Origin of the sequence: Micromonospora sp. NPDC003816, assembly GCF_042874705.1 — a bacterium.
In the GTDB taxonomy this organism is placed as follows: Bacteria; Actinomycetota; Actinomycetes; order Mycobacteriales; family Micromonosporaceae; genus Micromonospora.
The window spans coordinates 280,650-298,153 of sequence record NZ_JBIANP010000002.1; the positions used below are offsets into that span (position 1 = coordinate 280,650).

Consider the following 17,504-nt stretch of genomic DNA (forward strand, 5'->3'; position numbering starts at 1 on the left):
CATTTCCCAACGGTCCAGCCGCCCGCAGACGGCGACTGGATCACGCTCTGCACACCGGAAACACACCCACCGTCCCGATGGAGGCCGTTGCGACAGCGCCGATGTGAGAGCGAACCGCCGCCTGCTGCCCACTTCTGCAAGTTCTTGCCGACCACTGCGCAAGAAGTTGAGGGTGAGCTACAGTGCGGCCATGCGCGCTCGCCTGTCCGACATAGCCCAGCAGGCCGACGTCAGCGAGGCCACGGTGTCGCGGGTGCTCAACGACCGGCCCGGCGTGGCACCCGAGACCCGGCAGGCCGTCCTGACCGCCCTCGACGTGCTCGGCTACGAGCGCCCCGCCCGGCTCCGCAAGCGCAGCGCCGGGCTGGTCGGCCTGGTGGTGCCGGAGTTGGACAACCCGATCTTCCCCGCCTTCGCCCAGATCATCGAGTCGGCGCTGGCCCCGACCGGGTTCACCCCGGTGCTCTGCACCCAGACCCCCGGCGGTGTCCGCGAGGACGAGTACGTGGAGATGCTGCTCGACCGGCAGGTCTCCGGGATCGTCTTCGTCTCCGGGCTGCACGCCGACACCGCCGCCGACCACGACCGGTACCGCACCCTGATCGCCCGGCCGCTGCCGATCGTCATGATCAACGGATATGCCCCCGGCATCCCGGCGCCCTTCGTCTCCTGCGACGACCGCGAGGCGGCGGAGTTGGCCGTCTCGCACCTGGGCGCCCTGGGCCACCGTCGGATCGGCCTGATCACCGGGCCGGACCGGTTCGTGCCGGTGCAGCGCAAGGTCAGCGGATACAAGACCGCGATGGCGCGCCTCGTCCAGCTCGACGACGACGAACTGCGCGAGCTCACCGAACTCTCCCTGTTCGGCGTGGAGGGCGGCGAGGCCGCCGCCGGCCGCCTGATCGAGCGGGGCGTCACCGGGATCGTCTGCGGCTCGGACCTGATGGCACTCGGCGCGATCCGGGCCGCCCGGCAGCGCGGACTCTCCGTCCCGGAGGACCTGTCGGTGGTCGGTTACGACGACTCGCCGCTGATGGCCTTCACCGACCCGCCGCTGACCACCATGCGCCAGCCGGTGACCGCGATGGCGGTCGCCGCGGTCCGGGCCCTGGTGGACGAGATCAACGGCCACGCCGCCCCGCGCTCGGAGTACCTCTTCCGTCCCGAGCTGGTGGTGCGCGGCTCGACCGCGGTGGCCCGTCGGGACGACAGCGCCCCGCAGGGCGGCCAGGGTCGGCGACCGGCGTCGCCGGTGCTGTCGATCCCGGCGTGACGCCGGACACCTGCCACCTCCGCCTGGCGTGAAGGTCGGGCTGATTCCGGCCGCCTGCCGCCTTCGGAGCGGCACATCCACCGCCCCCCTTGCGCAAGAAATGCTTGACTCTTGCAGAGGCGGGGCGGCATCCTTCTCAGACACCCGCGCCACCTCGCCCACGCCCGGGTGCCGCCGTCCCGCACCACAGAACGGGGAACACCCGATGACCGCCAGCACTCCGTCGCCGCTGACCTCCGACGCCGACTGGTGGCGATCCGCCGTCGTCTACCAGGTCTACGTCCGCAGCTTCGCCGACTCCGACGGCGACGGCATCGGCGATCTCCAGGGCATCCGCGAACGTCTGCCCTACCTGCGTGACCTCGGGGTGGACGCGCTCTGGCTGACCCCCTTCTACACCTCGCCGATGGTCGACGGCGGCTACGACGTGGCCGACTACCGCGACGTCGACCCGATGTTCGGCACCCTCGGCGACTTCGAAGCGATGATCACCGACGCGCACGCGCTCGGGCTGCGGATCATCGTGGACCTGGTCCCGAACCACACCTCCGACCAGCACCCGTGGTTCCAGGCCGCGCTGGCCGCCGCCCCCGGCGCGGCCGAGCGGGCGCGGTACCTCTTCGCCGACGGCAGGGGTGAAGACGGTGCGCAGCCCCCGAACGACTGGGAGAGCATCTTCGGCGGCCCCGCCTGGACGCGGATCGACGACGGCCAGTGGTATCTGCACCTGTTCGACCCGACCCAACCCGACCTGAACTGGCGCCACCGGGAGGTACGCGCCGAGTTCGAGGACGTCCTGCGGTTCTGGCTGGACCGGGGCGTCGACGGGTTCCGCATCGACGTGGCCCACGGCATGATCAAGGCGGACGGCCTGCCGGACGTCGGCTTCAGCTCGATGACCACCGGCCGTCGCCAGTCCGAGTTGCTCGGCAAGGGCCGCCTGCCCTACTTCGACCAGGACGAGGTGCACGACATCTACCGCACCTGGCGTCCCATCCTGGACAGCTACCCCGGCGGCCGGATGGCCGTGGCCGAGGCGTGGGCGGAGACCCCGCAGCGACTGGCCCGCTACATCGGCCCGGACGAGCTGCACCAGGCGTTCAGCTTCGACTTCCTCGACGCCACCTGGTCGGCCGACTCGTTCCGCAAGGTGATCGACACCGCGCTGGGCGAGTCCACCATCGTCGGCGCCCCCACCACCTGGGTGCTCTCCAACCACGACCGGCAACGGCACGTCACCCGGTACGGCGACGGGGAGGTCGGGCTGCGCCGGGCCCGCGCCGCCGCGCTGCTGATGCTCGCCCTGCCCGGGTGCGCCTACCTCTATCAGGGCGAGGAACTGGGGCTTCCCGAGGTGCTCGACCTGCCCGACGAGCTGCGTCAGGACCCGGCCTTCCTGCGTACCGGCGAGAGCCGCGACGGCTGCCGGGTGCCGATCCCGTGGAGCGGTGACCTGGCACCGTACGGCTTCGGACCGGCCGGCAGCGCGCTGAGCTGGCTACCGGCCCCGGCGACCTGGCAGTCCCTCTCGGTCGCCGCCCAGGCCGGCGTGCCCGGCTCGACCCTGGAGCTGTACCGGGCGGCGCTGCGGATCCGGCACACCCATCCGGCACTGGCCGGCGTCGGCGGCATCACCTGGCGCCAGACCGGCCCGGACGTGCTCGCGTTCCACCGGGAGGTCGACTCCGTGGTGCTGACCTGCGTGGTGAACACCGGCGACTCGCCGGTGCTGATCGACGGGTACGGCACGCCGCTCGTGGCCAGCGCGCCGCTCACCGAACGCGACGGCGGCCACCTGCTCCCGGGTGACACGGCCGCCTGGTTCGAACGGCGCTGACCGGGGTATCACCCCCGACGACCTGGTCCCCGCCGGGATGACCGGGACGACGACCCCTTGTGGTGGGGGGTGCGGTGCGGGCACCAGTGCCCGGACGACGACGTCCGGGCACCGGTGCCGGGTGGTTCGTCAGCCTCCGGGGAGCCGCGTCGCGATGCGGGCGAAGCCGGCCCGCAGTTCGTCCTCGTCCGGCACCGGCAGCGGCCCGCCCGTCTCCTCCCGCTCGGCCGCCGCCATCTCCTCCTCGTCGACGGTGTCCTCGTAGTCGCCGTACAGGTCGGCCTGGTCCACCCGGACCGTCTCGTCGGTGGCGGCGAGCTGCGCGGCGGCGATCTCACCACGGATCTGCGCCACGTTCACCGCCGGCACCAGCGGCTCGACCACCGCCATCAACGACTCCTCGGCCACCACCGCCTCGGCCAGCGCCAGCGCGTGCGGCCGCTCGTACGGCCCGCAGACCACCGGCTCCCACTCGTCGGCGTCTCCGAGCGGCCCGAACGTGATGATCCACGGCAGGTCGAGCATCGGTGAGTCGCTCGGCAGGTCCAACGTCACAAGTGCCCCCACGGGCCCATCATCGTCGGTGCCCGACGAGGTGGGGGCGGGTTCCCCACACATCACGGTCAACCGGCCCCGCCAGGGGTACCGGGATCGCTCTCCACGTCGAGGTCGACGGGCCGGGGACGGCTCGCCAGGTCGACCACCTGGCCGCGTCGGCTGGTCGCGGCCAGCGCGGCACCGAAGAGCACCAACTGGTTGAGCAGGTAGAGATAGACCAGCAGGCCCACGGCGGTGGCCACCACGGTGTACGCCGGGTTGTGCTCCACCCGCCCCACCCAGAACCGCCCGACGGTGTTGAGCAGCGTGATGCCGACCGCGACGAGCAGCACCACCGGCCGCAACCGGGCCCGGCTCATCCGCAGCCGGGGCACCGCCACCAGCAGCAGCGTCGCCAGCACCGCGTTCACCACCACGCTGAGCACCGCGCTGACCGTGGTCAGCCCGACGGAGCCGGTGCTGCGCAGCAGGAACCGCAGCAGCGTCTCCAACGCGTCGACCGCCGCCACCGAGACGCCGAGCAGCACGAAGACCACGAGGAGTACGCCGAGGTCGACCAACCGGCGGACGACCAGGTTGCCGGGGTGCTGGTCCAGGCCGTGGATCAGCCGCTGCGAGGACCGGATCGCCTCCACCCAGCCGATCCCGGTCAGGATCAGGATCAGCAGGCCCACCACGCCGACGGTGCCACTGCTCTCGGCCACCTGCGCCGGATCGAGGAACGGCAGGTTCTCCCGGAGGAACTCCTCCGCCCCCGCGCGCAGCTCGTCGTTCTCGTCCAGGATCGCGCCGAAGGCCGCGTACGACACCAGGGCGAGGGCGAAGACCGCGAAGAAGCCGTAGTAGGCGATCGCGGCGGCCAACCGCCCGCCGTGCAGGTCGGTGTAGCGCACCCCGGCCCGCCACAGATGCCCGAAGGCCGGGGAGCGGTGCCGGGCGCTCCGCAGGCCACGGTCGACGCCCGCCTCGACCCGTCCCAGCAGGTTCACCGGTCAGCCGCCCAGCCGGAAGTACCGGCGGGGCTGCCACCGCGTCTGCCCGCTGTGCGAGAACAGGGTGAAGCCCTCCACCTCGAACATCGCGGAGAAGTCGGCGAGGTCCTCGTACGCCCGGTCGAGGGCCTCCGGCGCGACGTCCTGCGCCACCGTCACGTGTGGATGGTAGGGAAAGCGCAGCTCACGGCGAAGTTGAGGGGCCGCGTTGATGGCGGCGGCGAGCAGTTCGCACTCGCTGATGCCGGCCGCCACCGTCACGAAGACCACCTGCGTCACCGGCCGGAAGGTGCCGGTGCCGCGCAGGTGCAGGGTGTACGGCAGGTGCTCGGCGGCGACCCGGTCGAGGTGCCCCTCCACCGCGGCCAGCGCGGACACCGGGATCTCGGTCGGCCCGAGCAGGGTGACGTGGGCCGGGACCGTGTTCGGGTCGCCGGAGGCCAGTCGGCGCCGGGTCAGCTCGCCGCCCCACGGCTCGGGGATGTCGACGGCGATGCCGATCTGGACGATGTCGTCGGTCGACGGGACACCGCTGCCCTGATCCACGCTCCGCGTCACCTCTCCGGCCACCGACTGCTCGCCCTCGCGCGGGCGACTACTCGCCGCGTACCGGCGGGAAGAAACCCACCCGCTCGTACGCGGTGCGCAGCGTGGGCGCCGCCACCGCCCGGGCCTTCTCCGCACCGCCCGCGAGGAGCTTGTCGAGCTGGGCCGGGTCGTCGAGGTACGCGCGGGTGCGCTGCTGGATCGGCGTGACGAACTCCCGCACCACCTCGCCGAGGTCCTTCTTGAGGTCGCCGTAGCCCTTGCCGGCGTACGCGGCGACCAGGTCGTCGATGCCGCGCCCGCTCAACGCGGAGAAGATGGTGAGCAGGTTGGAGACGCCCGGCTTGGTCTCGGCGTCGAAGACGATGTCCCGACCGGTATCGGTGACCGCCGAGCGGATCTTCTTGGCCGAGCGGGCCGGGTCCTCCAGCAGGTCCACGATGCCGCCCGGGGAGGACGACGACTTCGACATCTTGGCCGTCGGGTCCTGCAGGTCGGTGATCTTGGCGGTCTCCTTCACGATGTGCGGCGCGGGCACCGTGAAGGTCTTGCCGAACAGCGAGTTGAACCGCTGCGCCAGGTCCCGGGAGAGCTCCAGGTGCTGCCGCTGGTCCTCGCCGACCGGCACGGCGTGGGCCTGGTAGAGCAGGATGTCCGCGGCCTGCAGGATCGGGTACGTGAACAGCCCGACGCTGGCGCGCTCGTTGCCCTGCTTCTGCGACTTGTCCTTGAACTGGGTCATCCGGCTCGCCTCGCCGAAACCGGTGATGCAGCCCAGCACCCAGGCAAGCTGCGCGTGCTCGGGCACCTGCGACTGCACGAACAGGGTGCAGCGTTCCGGGTCCAGCCCGACGGCGAGCAGCTGCGCGGCGGCCGTCCGCGACCGCTGGAGCAACACCTTCGGTTCGTGTCCCGCCGTGATCGCGTGCTGGTCGACCACGCAGTAGAAGGCGTCGTGCGACTCCTGCAACGCCACCCAGTGCCGGACCGCGCCCAGGTAGTTGCCGAGGTGGAACGAGTCGGCCGTCGGCTGGATGCCGGAGAAGACGCGCGGGCGGGCGGGAACGTCGGACATGCCGCCGATTCTGTCAGCAACACCCGGCGTCCGTCATGACGGGCCGGCAGGTCGCGCCCGCTCGGCGACGCCGCCCGGATCGCGACGCTGTTCGGGCAGGCGGGCGACGGTGACCGCGAGCCGGGCCACCCGGCGTCCCTCCAGGGTGAGCACCCGCAGCAGCCAGCCGCCGGACGCGGCGGGATCGTCGCCCGCCCCGGGCACCGGGATCTCGTCGCCCGCTGCGGGCAACCGACCCAGCGCCGCCATCACGAAGCCGCCCACCGTCTCGTAGGGCCCGTGCGGCAGGTGCACGCCGGTGCGCTCGGCGAAGTCGGTCAGGTTGAGCCGTCCGTCGACCACCGTGGGCAGCCCGGCGAGAGCCGGTTCGGGCGAGTCGGCGTACTCGTCGTGGATCTCGCCGACCAGCTCCTCGACCAGGTCCTCACAGGTGACGATGCCGGCGGTGCCGCCGTACTCGTCGATCACCACGGCCAGGTGGTGCCCCTCCCGCCGCATCTCGGTCAACGCGGCGAGCACCCGCTTGCTGGCCGGAAGGCGCTTGATCTCCCGGGCCAGCTCGCCGACGGTGGTGCCCGGGTCGCGGTCCGGACGCAGCAGCACGTCGCGCAGGTGCACCACACCGACCACGTCGTCGTGGGTGCCGTCGACCACCGGATAGCGGGTGTGCGTACCGGCGCGGACCAGGGGTGCGGCCTCGGCGACGGTCAGCGCCGCGGAGAGGAACACCACCTCGGTGCGGGGCATCATCACCTCGCGGACCAGGCTGGCACCGGCCACCAGCACCTCGTCGATGATGCGACGACCGACCGGGTCGAGCACGGTGTTCGCGGCGACCAGGTCGCGCAGCTCGGCCTCGCTGATGCGTTCCCGACCGGCGGCCGACCCGGCGCCGAGCAGGTCGGTGACGAGTCGCAGGGTGCCGTCGGCGGCCCGCACCACCACCCGGGCGACGGCTCTGGCCACCGGCCCGGGCTGGCGGCGGGACCGCTGTGCGCCCCGTCGCCTGGGTCCGCGCCGACGCGCTGCCCGCATGACAGTGATGGTAGTCAGCGGAAGGCGGCACGGTGGTGTTCGACTCTGTTCAGAAATGGTCGGTCGTGGTGGAGTTGTAGGGTGACCACCACAGGTCCAGGTAGGAGGAGAACGACGTGAAACTGCTCGTCACCGGCGGCGCCGGCTTCATCGGGAGCGTGGTGACCCGGATGCTGCTCGACGCCGGGCACGACGTGGTGGTCCTGGACGACCTGTGCACCGGCCACCGGGAGGCGCTCGCGCCCGACGCCACCCACGTCGAGGCCGGCATCCACGACGCGGCCCGGGTGCTCACCCCGCAGGCGGGATTCGACGGCGTGCTGCACTTCGCCGCCCTGATCGCCGCCGGCGAGTCGATGACCGCCCCGGAGAAGTACTGGCACACCAACACCGTCGGGTCACTGGCGCTGATCGACGCCGTCCGTGCCGCGGGCGTACCCCGGATGGTCTTCTCCTCCACCGCCGCCGTCTACGGCAACCCGACCGAGTTGCCCATCCCGGAGACCGCCGTCAAGGCCCCGACCAACACGTACGGCGCGACCAAGCTCGCCGTCGACATGGCGCTCACCTCCGAGGCGACCGGGCACGGCCTGGCCGCCGTCTCGCTGCGCTACTTCAACGTCGCCGGGGCGTACCTCGACGGCGACACCACCCTCGGCGAGCGGCACGACCCGGAGACCCACCTCATTCCCATCGCGCTGGAGGTGGCCGCCGACCGGCGGGAGAAGCTGCAACTCTTCGGCGACGACTACCCCACCGCCGACGGCACCTGCGTCCGCGACTACATCCACGTCGCCGACCTGGCCCGCGCCCACCTGCTCGCCCTCGACGCGGCGACCCCGGGACGACACCGCATCTACAACCTCGGCAACGGCAACGGGTTCACCAACCGGCAGGTCGTCGAGGTGGTCCGCGAGGTCACCGGCCACCCCGTGCCGGTGGAGGTGGCACCGCGCCGCGAGGGCGACCCGGCCGAACTGGTCGCCTCCTCCGCGCTGGCCCGCGCCGAGCTGGGCTGGGAGCCGCGCAAGCCCACCCTGCACGACATGGTCTCCGACGCCTGGACCTTCTACCGCGCGCACGTGTCGGGTCGGCCGTGACCGACGTCGCCGCCCGCGCCGAGGCCGGCTTCCGGCAGGCGTACGCCGCACCACCCGCCGGCCGCTGGGCGGCTCCCGGCCGGGTCAACCTGATCGGCGAGCACACCGACTACAACGACGGCTTCGTGCTGCCGTTCGCGCTACCGCTGCGCACCGTCGTCGCCGCAGCGCCCCGGCCCACCGAGGACTGGACGGTCTGGTCCGAACTGACCGGCGAGACGGTCGACTTCGACGCCGACGAGGTGGCCGCCCCCGGCCGGGTCACCGGCTGGGCCGCGTACGTGGCCGGGGTGGTGTGGGCGCTGCGCGAAGCCGGCCACCCGGTGCCCGGCGCCCGGTTGGCCGTCGCCTCCGACGTGCCGCTCGGCGCCGGCCTGTCCTCCTCGGCCGCACTGGAGGCCGCCGTGCTCACCGCGCTGGTCGATCTCGGCGGGCTGGACCTGCCCGCCACGCTCCAGCCGAGGTTGGCGCAGCGCGCCGAGAACCACTACGTCGGCGCGCCCACCGGCATCATGGACCAGTCGGCCGCGATCCGCTGCCGGGCCGGGCACGCCCTCTTCCTCGACTGCCGCACCGAGCAGGTGGACCATGTCCCGTTCGACCTGGACCACGACGGCCTGGCGATCCTGGTGATCGACAGCCGTGCCCCGCACCGGCACGCCGACGGCGAGTACGCGTCCCGCCGCGCGACCTGCGAGAAGGCCGCGCACCTGCTCGGTGTGCCGGCCCTGCGGGACGTACCCGCCGACGCCCTCGACGACGCGCTGGCCCGACTGCCCGACGACGAGACCCGCCGCCGGACCCGGCACGTCGTCACCGAGAACCAGCGGGTACGCGACAGCGTCGCCCTGCTACGCGCCGGGGAGATCCGGCGCATCGGTCCGCTGCTCACCGCCTCGCACGCCTCCATGCGCGACGACTTCGCCATCACCGTCGCGGAGGTCGACACCGCCGTCGACACGGCGCTCGCCGCCGGTGCGCTCGGCGCGCGGATGACCGGCGGCGGTTTCGGCGGCTGCGTCCTGGCCCTGGTCGAGGCGGACCGGGCCGATGCGGTGGGCGTCGCCGTCGCGGCGGCCTACGCCGCCCGTGGCTACGCCACCCCCACCCGGTTCACCGCGCTCCCGGCCGCAGGCGCGACCCGCCTCGCCTGACCCATACCGACGAGATGTCCTCGGTTCTCGCACGCCCGGGGTGTCCTCACCCACCGCCTGTCGAGCTGATGGCGTGGACGGATCAGCTCGCCCGCCACCGCACACACCGCCTACTCGCGTCCCACTCTCGCCGCACATACCGCCCATGATCACGCTCGATCCCGGATGGAGTGGCCTCGTGGCGGCACCGAGACCACTCGATCCAGGATCGAGCAGGATCTGGCAACTCGTCGCCGCGCCCGGGGTCATCGGGTGAGGCGACGAGGGTAACCAGGGTGGCGAGAGCGGGCAGGGGGGCGCCGTGGGGAACGGGTATCTGCCCGGCCGCCCCGTGTGCTCAGGCGGTCTCGACGATCATGGCGGCGCCGACGGTGCGGTTGGTGGTCTCGTCGATGATGACGAAACCACCGGTCGTACGGTTGCGGCGGTACTCGTCGGCCAGCAACGGGACGGTGGTCCGCAACCGCACCCGGCCGATCTCGTTGAGCCGCAACTCGGTCGCCGTCTCGTCGCGGTGCAGCGAGTTGATGTCGAGGCGGTAGTGCAGGCCACGCACGATCGCCCGGGCCGACCGGGTGGTGTGCTTGATGGCGTACTTGCCGCCGACCTGCAACGGCCGGCTCTCGTCCATCCAGCAGACCATCGCCTCGATGTCCTGCGCCACCGCCGGGGCGTTGTTCGGGCGGCAGATCATGTCGCCCCGCGAGATGTCGATCTCGTCGGTCAGCCGTACCGTCACCGACATCGGCGGGAACGCCTCCCCGACCGGCCCGTCGGCCGTCTCCACCGACGCGATCCGGCTGGTGAAGCCGGACGGCAGCACCATCACCTCGTCACCCGGCTTGAGCACCCCCGAGGCGACCTGACCGGCGTAGCCGCGATAGTCGGTGACCACCCTCGACTGCGGCCGGATCACGTACTGCACCGGGAACCGGACGTCGACCAGGTTCCGGTCGCTGGCGATGTGCACCCGCTCCAGGTGGTGCAGCAGCGCCGGGCCTTCGTACCAGGGCATGCTCTCCGAACGGGTGACGATGTTGTCGCCCTTGAGCGCGGAGATCGGCACCACGGTCAGGTCCGGCACGTCCAGCTTCGCCGCGAACGCGGTGAACTCGTCGGCGATCCGGTCGAAGACGTCCTGCGAGTAGTCCACCAGGTCCATCTTGTTGACGCAGAGCACCAGGTGCGGCACCCGCAGCAGCGAGCAGAGGAAGGCGTGCCGGCGGGACTGCTCGACCAGGCCCTTACGGGCGTCGACCAGGATCAGCGCCAGATCGGCCGTGGACGCCCCGGTGACCATGTTCCGGGTGTACTGGATGTGCCCGGGGGTGTCGGCGATGATGAACTTGCGACGGGGCGTGGCGAAGTACCGGTACGCCACGTCGATGGTGATGCCCTGCTCCCGCTCGGCGCGCAGGCCGTCGGTGAGCAGCGCCAGGTTCGTGTACTCGTCGCCCCGGGCCGCGCTGACCGCCTCCACCGCGGCCAACTGGTCGGTGAACAGCGACTTCGTGTCGTACAGCAGCCGGCCGATCAGGGTCGACTTGCCGTCGTCGACACTGCCGGCGGTGGCGAAGCGCAGCAGGTCCATCGGTCGGGCCTCCGACCCGACGGCCCGGCCCTCGGCGTCGCCCGGCGCGAGCGTCTCGGTCGTCATCAGAAGTAGCCCTCCCGCTTGCGGTCCTCCATCGCGGCCTCGCTGACCCGGTCGTCACCACGGGTCGCCCCGCGCTCGGTGATCCGGGTCGCCGCGACCTCCTCGATGACCTTGTCGACCGTGTCCGCGTCCGAGCTCACCGCCGCCGTGCAGGAGGCGTCGCCGACGGTGCGGTAGCGCACCTGGGCCTTGAACCGCTCCTCCCCCGCCCGCGCGGGCAGGAACTCGTTGACCGCGTAGAGCATCCCGTCGCGCTCGACCACCTCGCGCTCGTGCGCGTAGTAGATCGACGGCAGCTCGATCCGCTCCCGGGCGATGTAGTGCCACACGTCCAACTCGGTCCAGTTGGAGAGCGGGAACACCCGGATCGACTCACCCGGGTGGTGCCGGCCGTTGTAGAGCGACCACAGCTCCGGACGCTGGTTCTTCGGGTCCCACTGGCCGAACTCGTCGCGGAAGCTGAACACCCGCTCCTTGGCGCGGGCCTTCTCCTCGTCCCGCCGGGCCCCGCCGAAGAGCGCGTCGAACCGGTGCTTCTCCACCGCCTCGAGCAGCACCGGCGTCTGGATGCGGTTGCGCATCCCGTCCGCCGACTCCCGGACCAACCCGCTGGCCAGTGCCTCCGGCACGCTGGCCACGACGAGTTGCAGGTTCAGCTCGGCGACCCGCCGGTCCCGGTAGTCCAGCACCTCGGGAAAGTTGTGGCCGGTGTCGACGTGCATCACCGGAAAGGGGATCTGGGCCGGAGCGAACGCCTTCTGCGCCAGGCGCAGCATCACGATCGAGTCCTTGCCACCGGAGAACAGCAGGACCGGCCGCTCCATCTCGGCGACCACCTCGCGCATCACGAAGATGCTCTCCGCCTCCAACGCGTCGAGATGCGTCACCTGGTAGGCAGCGGTGGCGGTCATGACACCGGCTCGATTCGCTCGGTCATCCGATTTCCAGACCTTTCCGGTCGGGGATGTCAGAAAGTAGCGCCAGGCTACCCGCTATGCCGGTGCAACGCTGCAAGTAACCGGCTGGCGAGATCCGCACGGCACACCAGCAGGTCAGGCAGACGCGGGTCGGCCTCGTTGTATTTCAGCGCAGAACCGTCGATCCGGGAAGCGTGCAGTCCGGTGGCCGTCGCCACAGCCACCGGCGCCGCCGAGTCCCACTCGTACTGACCCCCGGCGTGAATGTAGGCGTCCACCTCGCCGGTCACCACTGCGGCGATCTTCGCACCGGCCGATCCCATCGGCACCAACTCCGCCCCGACCTCTTCGGCGAGGTCGGTCAGGAACACCGGCGGCCGACTTCGGCTGGCCGCCAGACGCAGCCGCCGGCCCTCGCCCCCGGCCGCCTCCGCCGGGTACGCCGGAGGGACGTCCGTGGCCAACACCTGCTGCTGTGCCGGCAATCCGACAGCACCCGCCACCAGACCGTGGGATGTCGACGCGTCCCGCGCCCAGAGCGCCACGTGCACCGCCCAGTCCGCGCGCCCCTCCTCGCTGAACTCACGGGTACCGTCCAGCGGGTCGATGATCCACACCCGCTCGGCGACCAGCCGGGAGATCGACGCCTCGTTCACCTCGGCCGTCCACGCCAGCCGGGAACCCTCGTCCTCCTCGGAGAGCACCGCGTCGTCCGGACGCCACCTCGCCAGCTCGGTCCGGATCAGGTCGTGCGAGACCTTGTCCCCCGCCGCCTTCAACGCACCGGCGTCGGCGAACCCCGTCTCCGCCCGCAGGCGCAGCAACGCCTGACCGGCACGGGCCGCCAACCACCGCGCGAACGCCCCGTCGGCCGTGGGTGGACTGCTCATACTCGCGCTCCCGTCGTCACAGCCGTACCTCAGGCACCGTGGTAGAGGTTCTGCGTCGGTTCGACGCCTCGGATGACCACGGATTCCACCACGTCCGCCGCCCTATCCACCAGGAACTCCAACTCCTTGCGCTCCACCGCGCCGAAATCCGACAGCACGTAGTCCGCCGGATCCTGCCGCCCCGGTGGCCGCCCGATCCCGAACCGCACCCGCACGTAGTCCTTCGTGCCCAGCGACTTCGACATCGAGCGCAGACCGTTGTGCCCGCCCTCGCCGCCACCGCACTTCACCCGCACCTGGCCGTACGCGATGTCCAGCTCGTCGTGCACGGCGATCACCTGCCCCGGCGGCACCTTGTGGAACTGCGCCAGACCGGCCACCGGCCCACCCGAAAGGTTCATGTACGTCAACGGCTTGACCAGCACCAACTTCGGGCCGCCCAGACCGAGGCGTCCCTCGGCGACCTCCGCCACCGCCCGCTTGTGCCGACCGAACCTGCTGCCCAGCCGACCCGCCAACAGGTCCGCGACCAGGAAACCGACGTTGTGCCGGTTGCCCGCGTACTCCCGGCCCGGGTTGCCCAGACCGACCACCAGCCAGGGCCCGGTCTCGTCCGTCACCGCCCGCCCCTTTCCTCGTCCCGGCGGACCGCCACCCGGCGGCCGTCCCCGATACGTCGACAGGCGCCCCCGGAGCACGGGGACGCCTGTCGCACAGCCTGCGGACCGATCAGGCCTCGGTCTTGGCCTCGGCGGTCTCCTCGCCGGCCGACTCGCCAGCCTCGGCGGTCTCGGCGGTCTCCTCGCCGGCCTCAGCCTCGGCCTCGGCCTCCGCCGCCTCGGCCTCGGGCAGCGTCGCCTCCAACTGCTCCGCGGTCGGTGCCGCGGTGACGGTGGCGACCGCCATCTCCGGGTCGGCGGCCAGCTCGACGCCCGACGGAAGCTGCACGTCGGCGGCGGTGACCTGGGAGCCGGCCTGCGCACCCTCGATCGACGCCTCCAGGTGATCCGGCACCTTGGTGGCGTCGGCGGTCACCGAGAGGGTGTCGTGGTCGTGCACGATCAGCGTGTCCCGCGCCGCCTCACCGGTCAGCTGCACCGGCACGTCCACGGTGACCTTCTCGCCCCGACGCACCAGCAGCAGGTCGACGTGCTCGAAGGTGTCCTTGATCGGGTCCCGCTGGATCGCCTTCGGCAGCGCCAGAGCCTGCGTGCCGTCGCTGATGTCGAGCGCCAGGAGCTGGTTGGCGCCACCGTTACGGATGGCCGCCGCGAACTCGCGGGCCGGGAGCGCGATGTGCTTGGGCTTCTCGCCATGGCCGTACAGCACGGCGGGCACCTTGCCGGCCCGGCGGGTACGGCGGGCACCACCCTTGCCGAACTCGGTGCGGGGCTCGGCGCTGATCTTTACCTCGGACACGGGGAAACTCCTGATGCTTCGCTACGGCAGCTTGTCGTCTGGCGGTGCTGGGCGGGGGGCTCGCAAGGGCTCATGCGTCACAACGACTGCCCGGAGCACCGCGTCGATCACGGTGCCTCCGTGCGGCGCTTCTCAGCGGCCCGCAGGGCACCCTCGCCGTGGCAACCGCACCAGTCTACCCGAGCGGATTCCCGAAGCTCCGGCAGTCCCCGCCGGAGCCGACCGGGCAGCTCACCGCCGCCGACCAGCCGATCATCGACGCCCCCGGACGGGCCGGTCCGGTCGACCGACCCGCCCGGACCGACGTCAGCTCAACCCGCCGAACAGGGTGGTCACCGAGCCGTCGTCGAACACCTCACGGATCGCCCGGGCCAACAGCGGCGCGATGGAGAGCACGGTGAGCTTGTCGAGCTGCTTCTCCGGCGGCAACGGCAGCGTGTTGGTCACCACGACCTCGCTGATCGGGCTGTTCTTCAGCCGCTCGGTCGCCGGGTCGGAGAGCAGCGCGTGGGTGGACGCCACGATCACGTCCGCCGCGCCGGACTCCTTGAGGATGTCCGCCGCCTTGCAGATCGTGCCGCCCGTGTCGATCATGTCGTCGACGATCAGGCAGACCCGACCCTCGACCTCACCGACCACCCGGTTCGCCACCACCTGGTTCGGCTTCATCGGGTCCCGCGTCTTGTGGATGAAGGCCAGCGGGCAGCCGCCCAACCGGTCGGTCCACCGCTCGGCCACCCGCACCCGACCCGAGTCCGGCGCGACCACGGTCATCGGCCGGCCCGCGTACTTGCGCTCCACGTACTCGGCCAGGATGTCCATCGCGAACAGGTGGTCCACCGGCCCGTCGAAGAAGCCCTGGATCTGCGCCGTGTGCAGGTCCACGGTGAGGATCCGGTTCGCCCCCGCCGTCTTCAACAGGTCGGCGATCAGCCGGGCCGAGATCGGCTCCCGCCCCCGGTGCTTCTTGTCCTGCCGCGCGTACGGATAGAACGGCAACACGACCGTGATCCGCTTCGCCGACCCGCGCTTCAACGCGTCGACCATGATCAGGGTCTCCATGACCCACGTGTTCACCCCGTGCGTGACGGACTGCACCACGAAGGCGTCCGACCCCCGCACCGAGTCCTTGAACCGTACGAAGATCTCGCCGTTGGCGAACTCGTACGCGTCGGCCGGCGTCGGCGCGACGCCGAGCACCTCACCGATCTCCCTGGCCAGCTCCGGAAACCCACGTCCGGAAAAGAGCATCAGGCTCTTGCGGTTTTCGGCGACGATGCTGCCCATGGGCCCGTCTGCTCCCGTATTGGTCGGTGGTACCCGGCCACGGTGGTGGTCGACCGGGGACTATTCGGTTGCAGTATCTCCCGCCCTCGGCGCACCGCCCACCGACTCGGCGGCGCCGTGGATTGCCTCACCTTCACTTGCGGCCGAGGTCACACCCGGAGCACCCTGCAAGGCCCGCTCGGCAGCCGCCGCCGACGTCGTACCCGACCGCCTGCGGGTCACCCAGTCCTCGACGTTGCGTTGTGGCGCCCGCGTCACACCCAACGCACCCGGCGGCACGTCCTTGCTGATCGCACTGCCCGCCGCCACGTACGCGCCGGCGCCCACCTCGACCGGGGCGATCAGGCTGGTGTCGCAGCCGACGAAGGCGGCCTCGCCCACCACCGTGCGGTGCTTGTTCACCCCGTCGTAGTTCACGAAGATCGTCGCCGCGCCGATGTTGGCCCGCGCCCCGATCGTCGCGTCACCCACGTACGACAGGTGCGGCACCTTGGCGCCCGGCCCCACCTCGGAGTTCTTCACCTCGACGAACGTGCCCACCTTCGACTTCTCGGCCAGCCGCGCCGCCGGTCGCAGGTACGCGTACGGCCCCACACTCGCGCCCGCTCCCACCTCGGCACCGACCGCGTGGCTGCGCAGCACCGTCGCGCCCGGCCCGACCACCGTGTCGATCAGCGTCACGTCCGGTCCGACCACCGCGCCCGCGCCGACCACCGAACCGCCGCGCAACTGGGTGTTCTGGTCCACGACCGCGTCCCGGTCCAGGGCCACCGTCACGTCGATCCACGTCGTCTCCGGGTCCAGCAGACTCACCCCGGTACGCATCCAACGCTCGTTGACCCGGTCCCGCAGCAGCCGCCGCAGCGCCGCCAACTCCACCCGGTCGTTGCAGCCGAGCGTCTCGGCGTGGTCGACGGCCAGGTGCACGCCGACCGGCTCACCGGCCGACACGAGCAGCCGGAAGACGTCGGTGAGGTACTCCTCACCCTGGTCGTTGTCGGTGGAGAGCTTGCCGAGCACGTCCCGCAGCCGGCCCGCGTCGAAGGCGTAGATGCCGGCGTTGATCTCCCGGACGGCGAGCTGTGCCGCAGTGGCGTCGCGCTGCTCGACGATCTGCTCCAACCGGCCGTCGGCGTCGCGCACGATCCGGCCCAGGCCGGTGGGATCCGGCACCTCGGCAGCCAGCACCGTCGCCGCCGCCCGCTCGCTCTCGTGCGCCGCGACCAGCCCGGCCACCGTCTCCGGCCGCAGCAGCGGCACGTCGCCGTTGAGCACCACCACCGTGCCGGACGCCTCCGGTGCGGCCTCCAGCGCGATCCTGACCGCGTGCCCGGTGCCGAGCTGCTCGGCCTGCAACACCGGTACGGCGTCCGGCGCGGCCTCGGCCAGATGCGCCCGGACCTGGTCCGCGCCGTGCCCGACCACCACCATCGTCCGCTCCGCCGACAGCGGCTGCGCCGCGTTCAGCACGTGCCCGAGCAGCGTCCGGCCGAGCAGCGGGTGCAACACCTTGGGCAACGCGGACTTCATCCGCTTGCCCTCCCCGGCGGCAAGGACGACGACGGTACGGGGGTAGGGCTCGGACACGAGGTGGCTCCCGTCGGGACGCGGACAGTCTCGCGGCCATGCTAACCAGGCTTCAGCCACAGATCAGGTGAAGCTCCCGGGAGAGGACTCGAACCCCTACAATCAGGACCAAAACCTGACGTCCTGCCATTAGACGACCCGGGACGGTCTAAAACGGACAAACTAGCGGCTTGCCGT

Annotated in this window: 16 protein-coding genes and 1 tRNA gene; 4 read left to right on the forward strand and 13 right to left on the reverse strand. The window is 71.6% G+C overall.

What is annotated here, in order from left to right; all coding sequences use genetic code 11:
- Nucleotides 1-190 precede the first annotated feature (190 nt).
- Entirely contained in the window at nucleotides 191-1,273 is a 1,083-nt protein-coding gene (locus ACFYTT_RS07510) for a LacI family DNA-binding transcriptional regulator (RefSeq protein WP_236145581.1), read from the forward strand.
- A gap of 205 nt (nucleotides 1,274-1,478) precedes the next feature.
- Nucleotides 1,479-3,110, forward strand: a complete 1,632-nt coding sequence (locus tag ACFYTT_RS07515; protein WP_387258056.1) for a glycoside hydrolase family 13 protein — start codon at nucleotides 1,479-1,481, stop codon at nucleotides 3,108-3,110.
- 129 nt (nucleotides 3,111-3,239) lie between these two features.
- Here ACFYTT_RS07515 and ACFYTT_RS07520 read toward each other — a convergent pair whose 3' ends face one another.
- Genes ACFYTT_RS07520 through ACFYTT_RS07540 form a run of 5 tightly spaced genes read right to left on the reverse strand, consistent with a single transcriptional unit; the run spans nucleotide 3,240 to nucleotide 7,316 of the window.
- Complete coding sequence (locus ACFYTT_RS07520) at nucleotides 3,240-3,677, reverse strand: hypothetical protein (RefSeq protein WP_131051661.1); 438 nt, start codon at nucleotides 3,675-3,677, stop codon at nucleotides 3,240-3,242.
- 56 nt (nucleotides 3,678-3,733) lie between these two features.
- Nucleotides 3,734-4,657, reverse strand: a complete 924-nt coding sequence (locus ACFYTT_RS07525; RefSeq protein WP_131051662.1) for a YihY/virulence factor BrkB family protein — start codon at nucleotides 4,655-4,657, stop codon at nucleotides 3,734-3,736.
- A 3-nt stretch (nucleotides 4,658-4,660) separates the two neighbouring features.
- A complete protein-coding gene (locus ACFYTT_RS07530; RefSeq protein WP_236145582.1) occupies nucleotides 4,661-5,206 on the reverse strand; it encodes a 2'-5' RNA ligase family protein in 546 nt (181 codons plus the stop codon).
- A gap of 49 nt (nucleotides 5,207-5,255) precedes the next feature.
- A complete protein-coding gene (gene trpS / locus ACFYTT_RS07535) occupies nucleotides 5,256-6,281 on the reverse strand; it encodes a tryptophan--tRNA ligase (protein WP_387258057.1) in 1,026 nt (341 codons plus the stop codon).
- Nucleotides 6,282-6,314: 33 nt separating this feature from the next.
- The gene (locus ACFYTT_RS07540) at nucleotides 6,315-7,316 is read right to left on the reverse strand and encodes a hemolysin family protein (RefSeq protein ID WP_176092526.1); all 1,002 of its coding nucleotides are present in this window, start codon (nucleotides 7,314-7,316) and stop codon (nucleotides 6,315-6,317) included.
- A gap of 116 nt (nucleotides 7,317-7,432) precedes the next feature.
- On the opposite strand from ACFYTT_RS07540, the gene galE reads away from it, so the two are divergent.
- Both galE and galK read left to right on the forward strand, forming a co-directional pair.
- Nucleotides 7,433-8,416: a UDP-glucose 4-epimerase GalE gene (galE, locus tag ACFYTT_RS07545; RefSeq protein WP_387258058.1), complete on the forward strand. Its 984-nt coding sequence runs from the start codon at nucleotides 7,433-7,435 to the stop codon at nucleotides 8,414-8,416.
- Entirely contained in the window at nucleotides 8,413-9,570 is a 1,158-nt protein-coding gene (gene galK, locus ACFYTT_RS07550) for a galactokinase (protein ID WP_387258059.1), read from the forward strand. The genes galE and galK overlap by 4 nt, the downstream gene beginning before the upstream one ends.
- Before the next feature lie 337 nt (nucleotides 9,571-9,907).
- On the opposite strand, the gene ACFYTT_RS07555 is transcribed toward galK, so the two are convergent.
- From ACFYTT_RS07555 to ACFYTT_RS07590, 8 genes are all read right to left on the reverse strand, one after another.
- Complete coding sequence (locus ACFYTT_RS07555; RefSeq protein WP_131051668.1) at nucleotides 9,908-11,227, reverse strand: sulfate adenylyltransferase subunit 1; 1,320 nt, start codon at nucleotides 11,225-11,227, stop codon at nucleotides 9,908-9,910.
- Nucleotides 11,227-12,138: a sulfate adenylyltransferase subunit CysD gene (cysD, locus tag ACFYTT_RS07560; RefSeq protein ID WP_131051669.1), complete on the reverse strand. Its 912-nt coding sequence runs from the start codon at nucleotides 12,136-12,138 to the stop codon at nucleotides 11,227-11,229. Before cysD ends, ACFYTT_RS07555 begins: the two co-directional genes overlap by 1 nt.
- A 74-nt stretch (nucleotides 12,139-12,212) precedes the next feature.
- Nucleotides 12,213-13,034, reverse strand: a complete 822-nt coding sequence (locus ACFYTT_RS07565) for an inositol monophosphatase family protein (protein WP_387258060.1) — start codon at nucleotides 13,032-13,034, stop codon at nucleotides 12,213-12,215.
- Between the two features lie 29 nt (nucleotides 13,035-13,063).
- Nucleotides 13,064-13,654 carry an aminoacyl-tRNA hydrolase gene (pth, locus tag ACFYTT_RS07570; RefSeq protein ID WP_131051671.1) on the reverse strand — a complete coding sequence of 197 codons (591 nt, stop codon included), beginning with the start codon at nucleotides 13,652-13,654 and terminating at the stop codon, nucleotides 13,064-13,066.
- Between the two features lie 109 nt (nucleotides 13,655-13,763).
- Nucleotides 13,764-14,453 (reverse strand): 50S ribosomal protein L25/general stress protein Ctc, encoded by a 690-nt coding sequence (locus ACFYTT_RS07575; RefSeq protein WP_387258061.1) that lies wholly within the window; start codon nucleotides 14,451-14,453, stop codon nucleotides 13,764-13,766.
- Between the two features lie 306 nt (nucleotides 14,454-14,759).
- Nucleotides 14,760-15,740 carry a ribose-phosphate diphosphokinase gene (locus tag ACFYTT_RS07580; RefSeq protein WP_131051673.1) on the reverse strand — a complete coding sequence of 327 codons (981 nt, stop codon included), beginning with the start codon at nucleotides 15,738-15,740 and terminating at the stop codon, nucleotides 14,760-14,762.
- Nucleotides 15,741-15,800: 60 nt separating this feature from the next.
- Complete coding sequence (gene glmU / locus ACFYTT_RS07585; protein ID WP_387258062.1) at nucleotides 15,801-17,327, reverse strand: bifunctional UDP-N-acetylglucosamine diphosphorylase/glucosamine-1-phosphate N-acetyltransferase GlmU; 1,527 nt, start codon at nucleotides 17,325-17,327, stop codon at nucleotides 15,801-15,803.
- A gap of 73 nt (nucleotides 17,328-17,400) precedes the next feature.
- Nucleotides 17,401-17,471, reverse strand: a tRNA-Gln gene (locus ACFYTT_RS07590).
- Nucleotides 17,472-17,504: the final 33 nt, after the last annotated feature.

What these genes read in the sequence shown, in the direction of transcription:
- ACFYTT_RS07510 (WP_236145581.1), top strand. Translation starts at nt 191, where the DNA reads ATGCGCGCTCGCCTGTCCGACATAGCCCAGCAGGCCGACGTCAGCGAG.
- ACFYTT_RS07515 (WP_387258056.1), top strand. Translation starts at nt 1,479, where the DNA reads ATGACCGCCAGCACTCCGTCGCCGCTGACCTCCGACGCCGACTGGTGG.
- trpS (WP_387258057.1), bottom strand. Translation starts at nt 6,281, where the DNA reads ATGTCCGACGTTCCCGCCCGCCCGCGCGTCTTCTCCGGCATCCAGCCG.
- ACFYTT_RS07540 (WP_176092526.1), bottom strand. Translation starts at nt 7,316, where the DNA reads ATGCGGGCAGCGCGTCGGCGCGGACCCAGGCGACGGGGCGCACAGCGG.
- ACFYTT_RS07555 (WP_131051668.1), bottom strand. Translation starts at nt 11,227, where the DNA reads ATGACGACCGAGACGCTCGCGCCGGGCGACGCCGAGGGCCGGGCCGTC.
- cysD (WP_131051669.1), bottom strand. Translation starts at nt 12,138, where the DNA reads ATGACCGCCACCGCTGCCTACCAGGTGACGCATCTCGACGCGTTGGAG.
- ACFYTT_RS07565 (WP_387258060.1), bottom strand. Translation starts at nt 13,034, where the DNA reads ATGAGCAGTCCACCCACGGCCGACGGGGCGTTCGCGCGGTGGTTGGCG.
- ACFYTT_RS07580 (WP_131051673.1), bottom strand. Translation starts at nt 15,740, where the DNA reads ATGGGCAGCATCGTCGCCGAAAACCGCAAGAGCCTGATGCTCTTTTCC.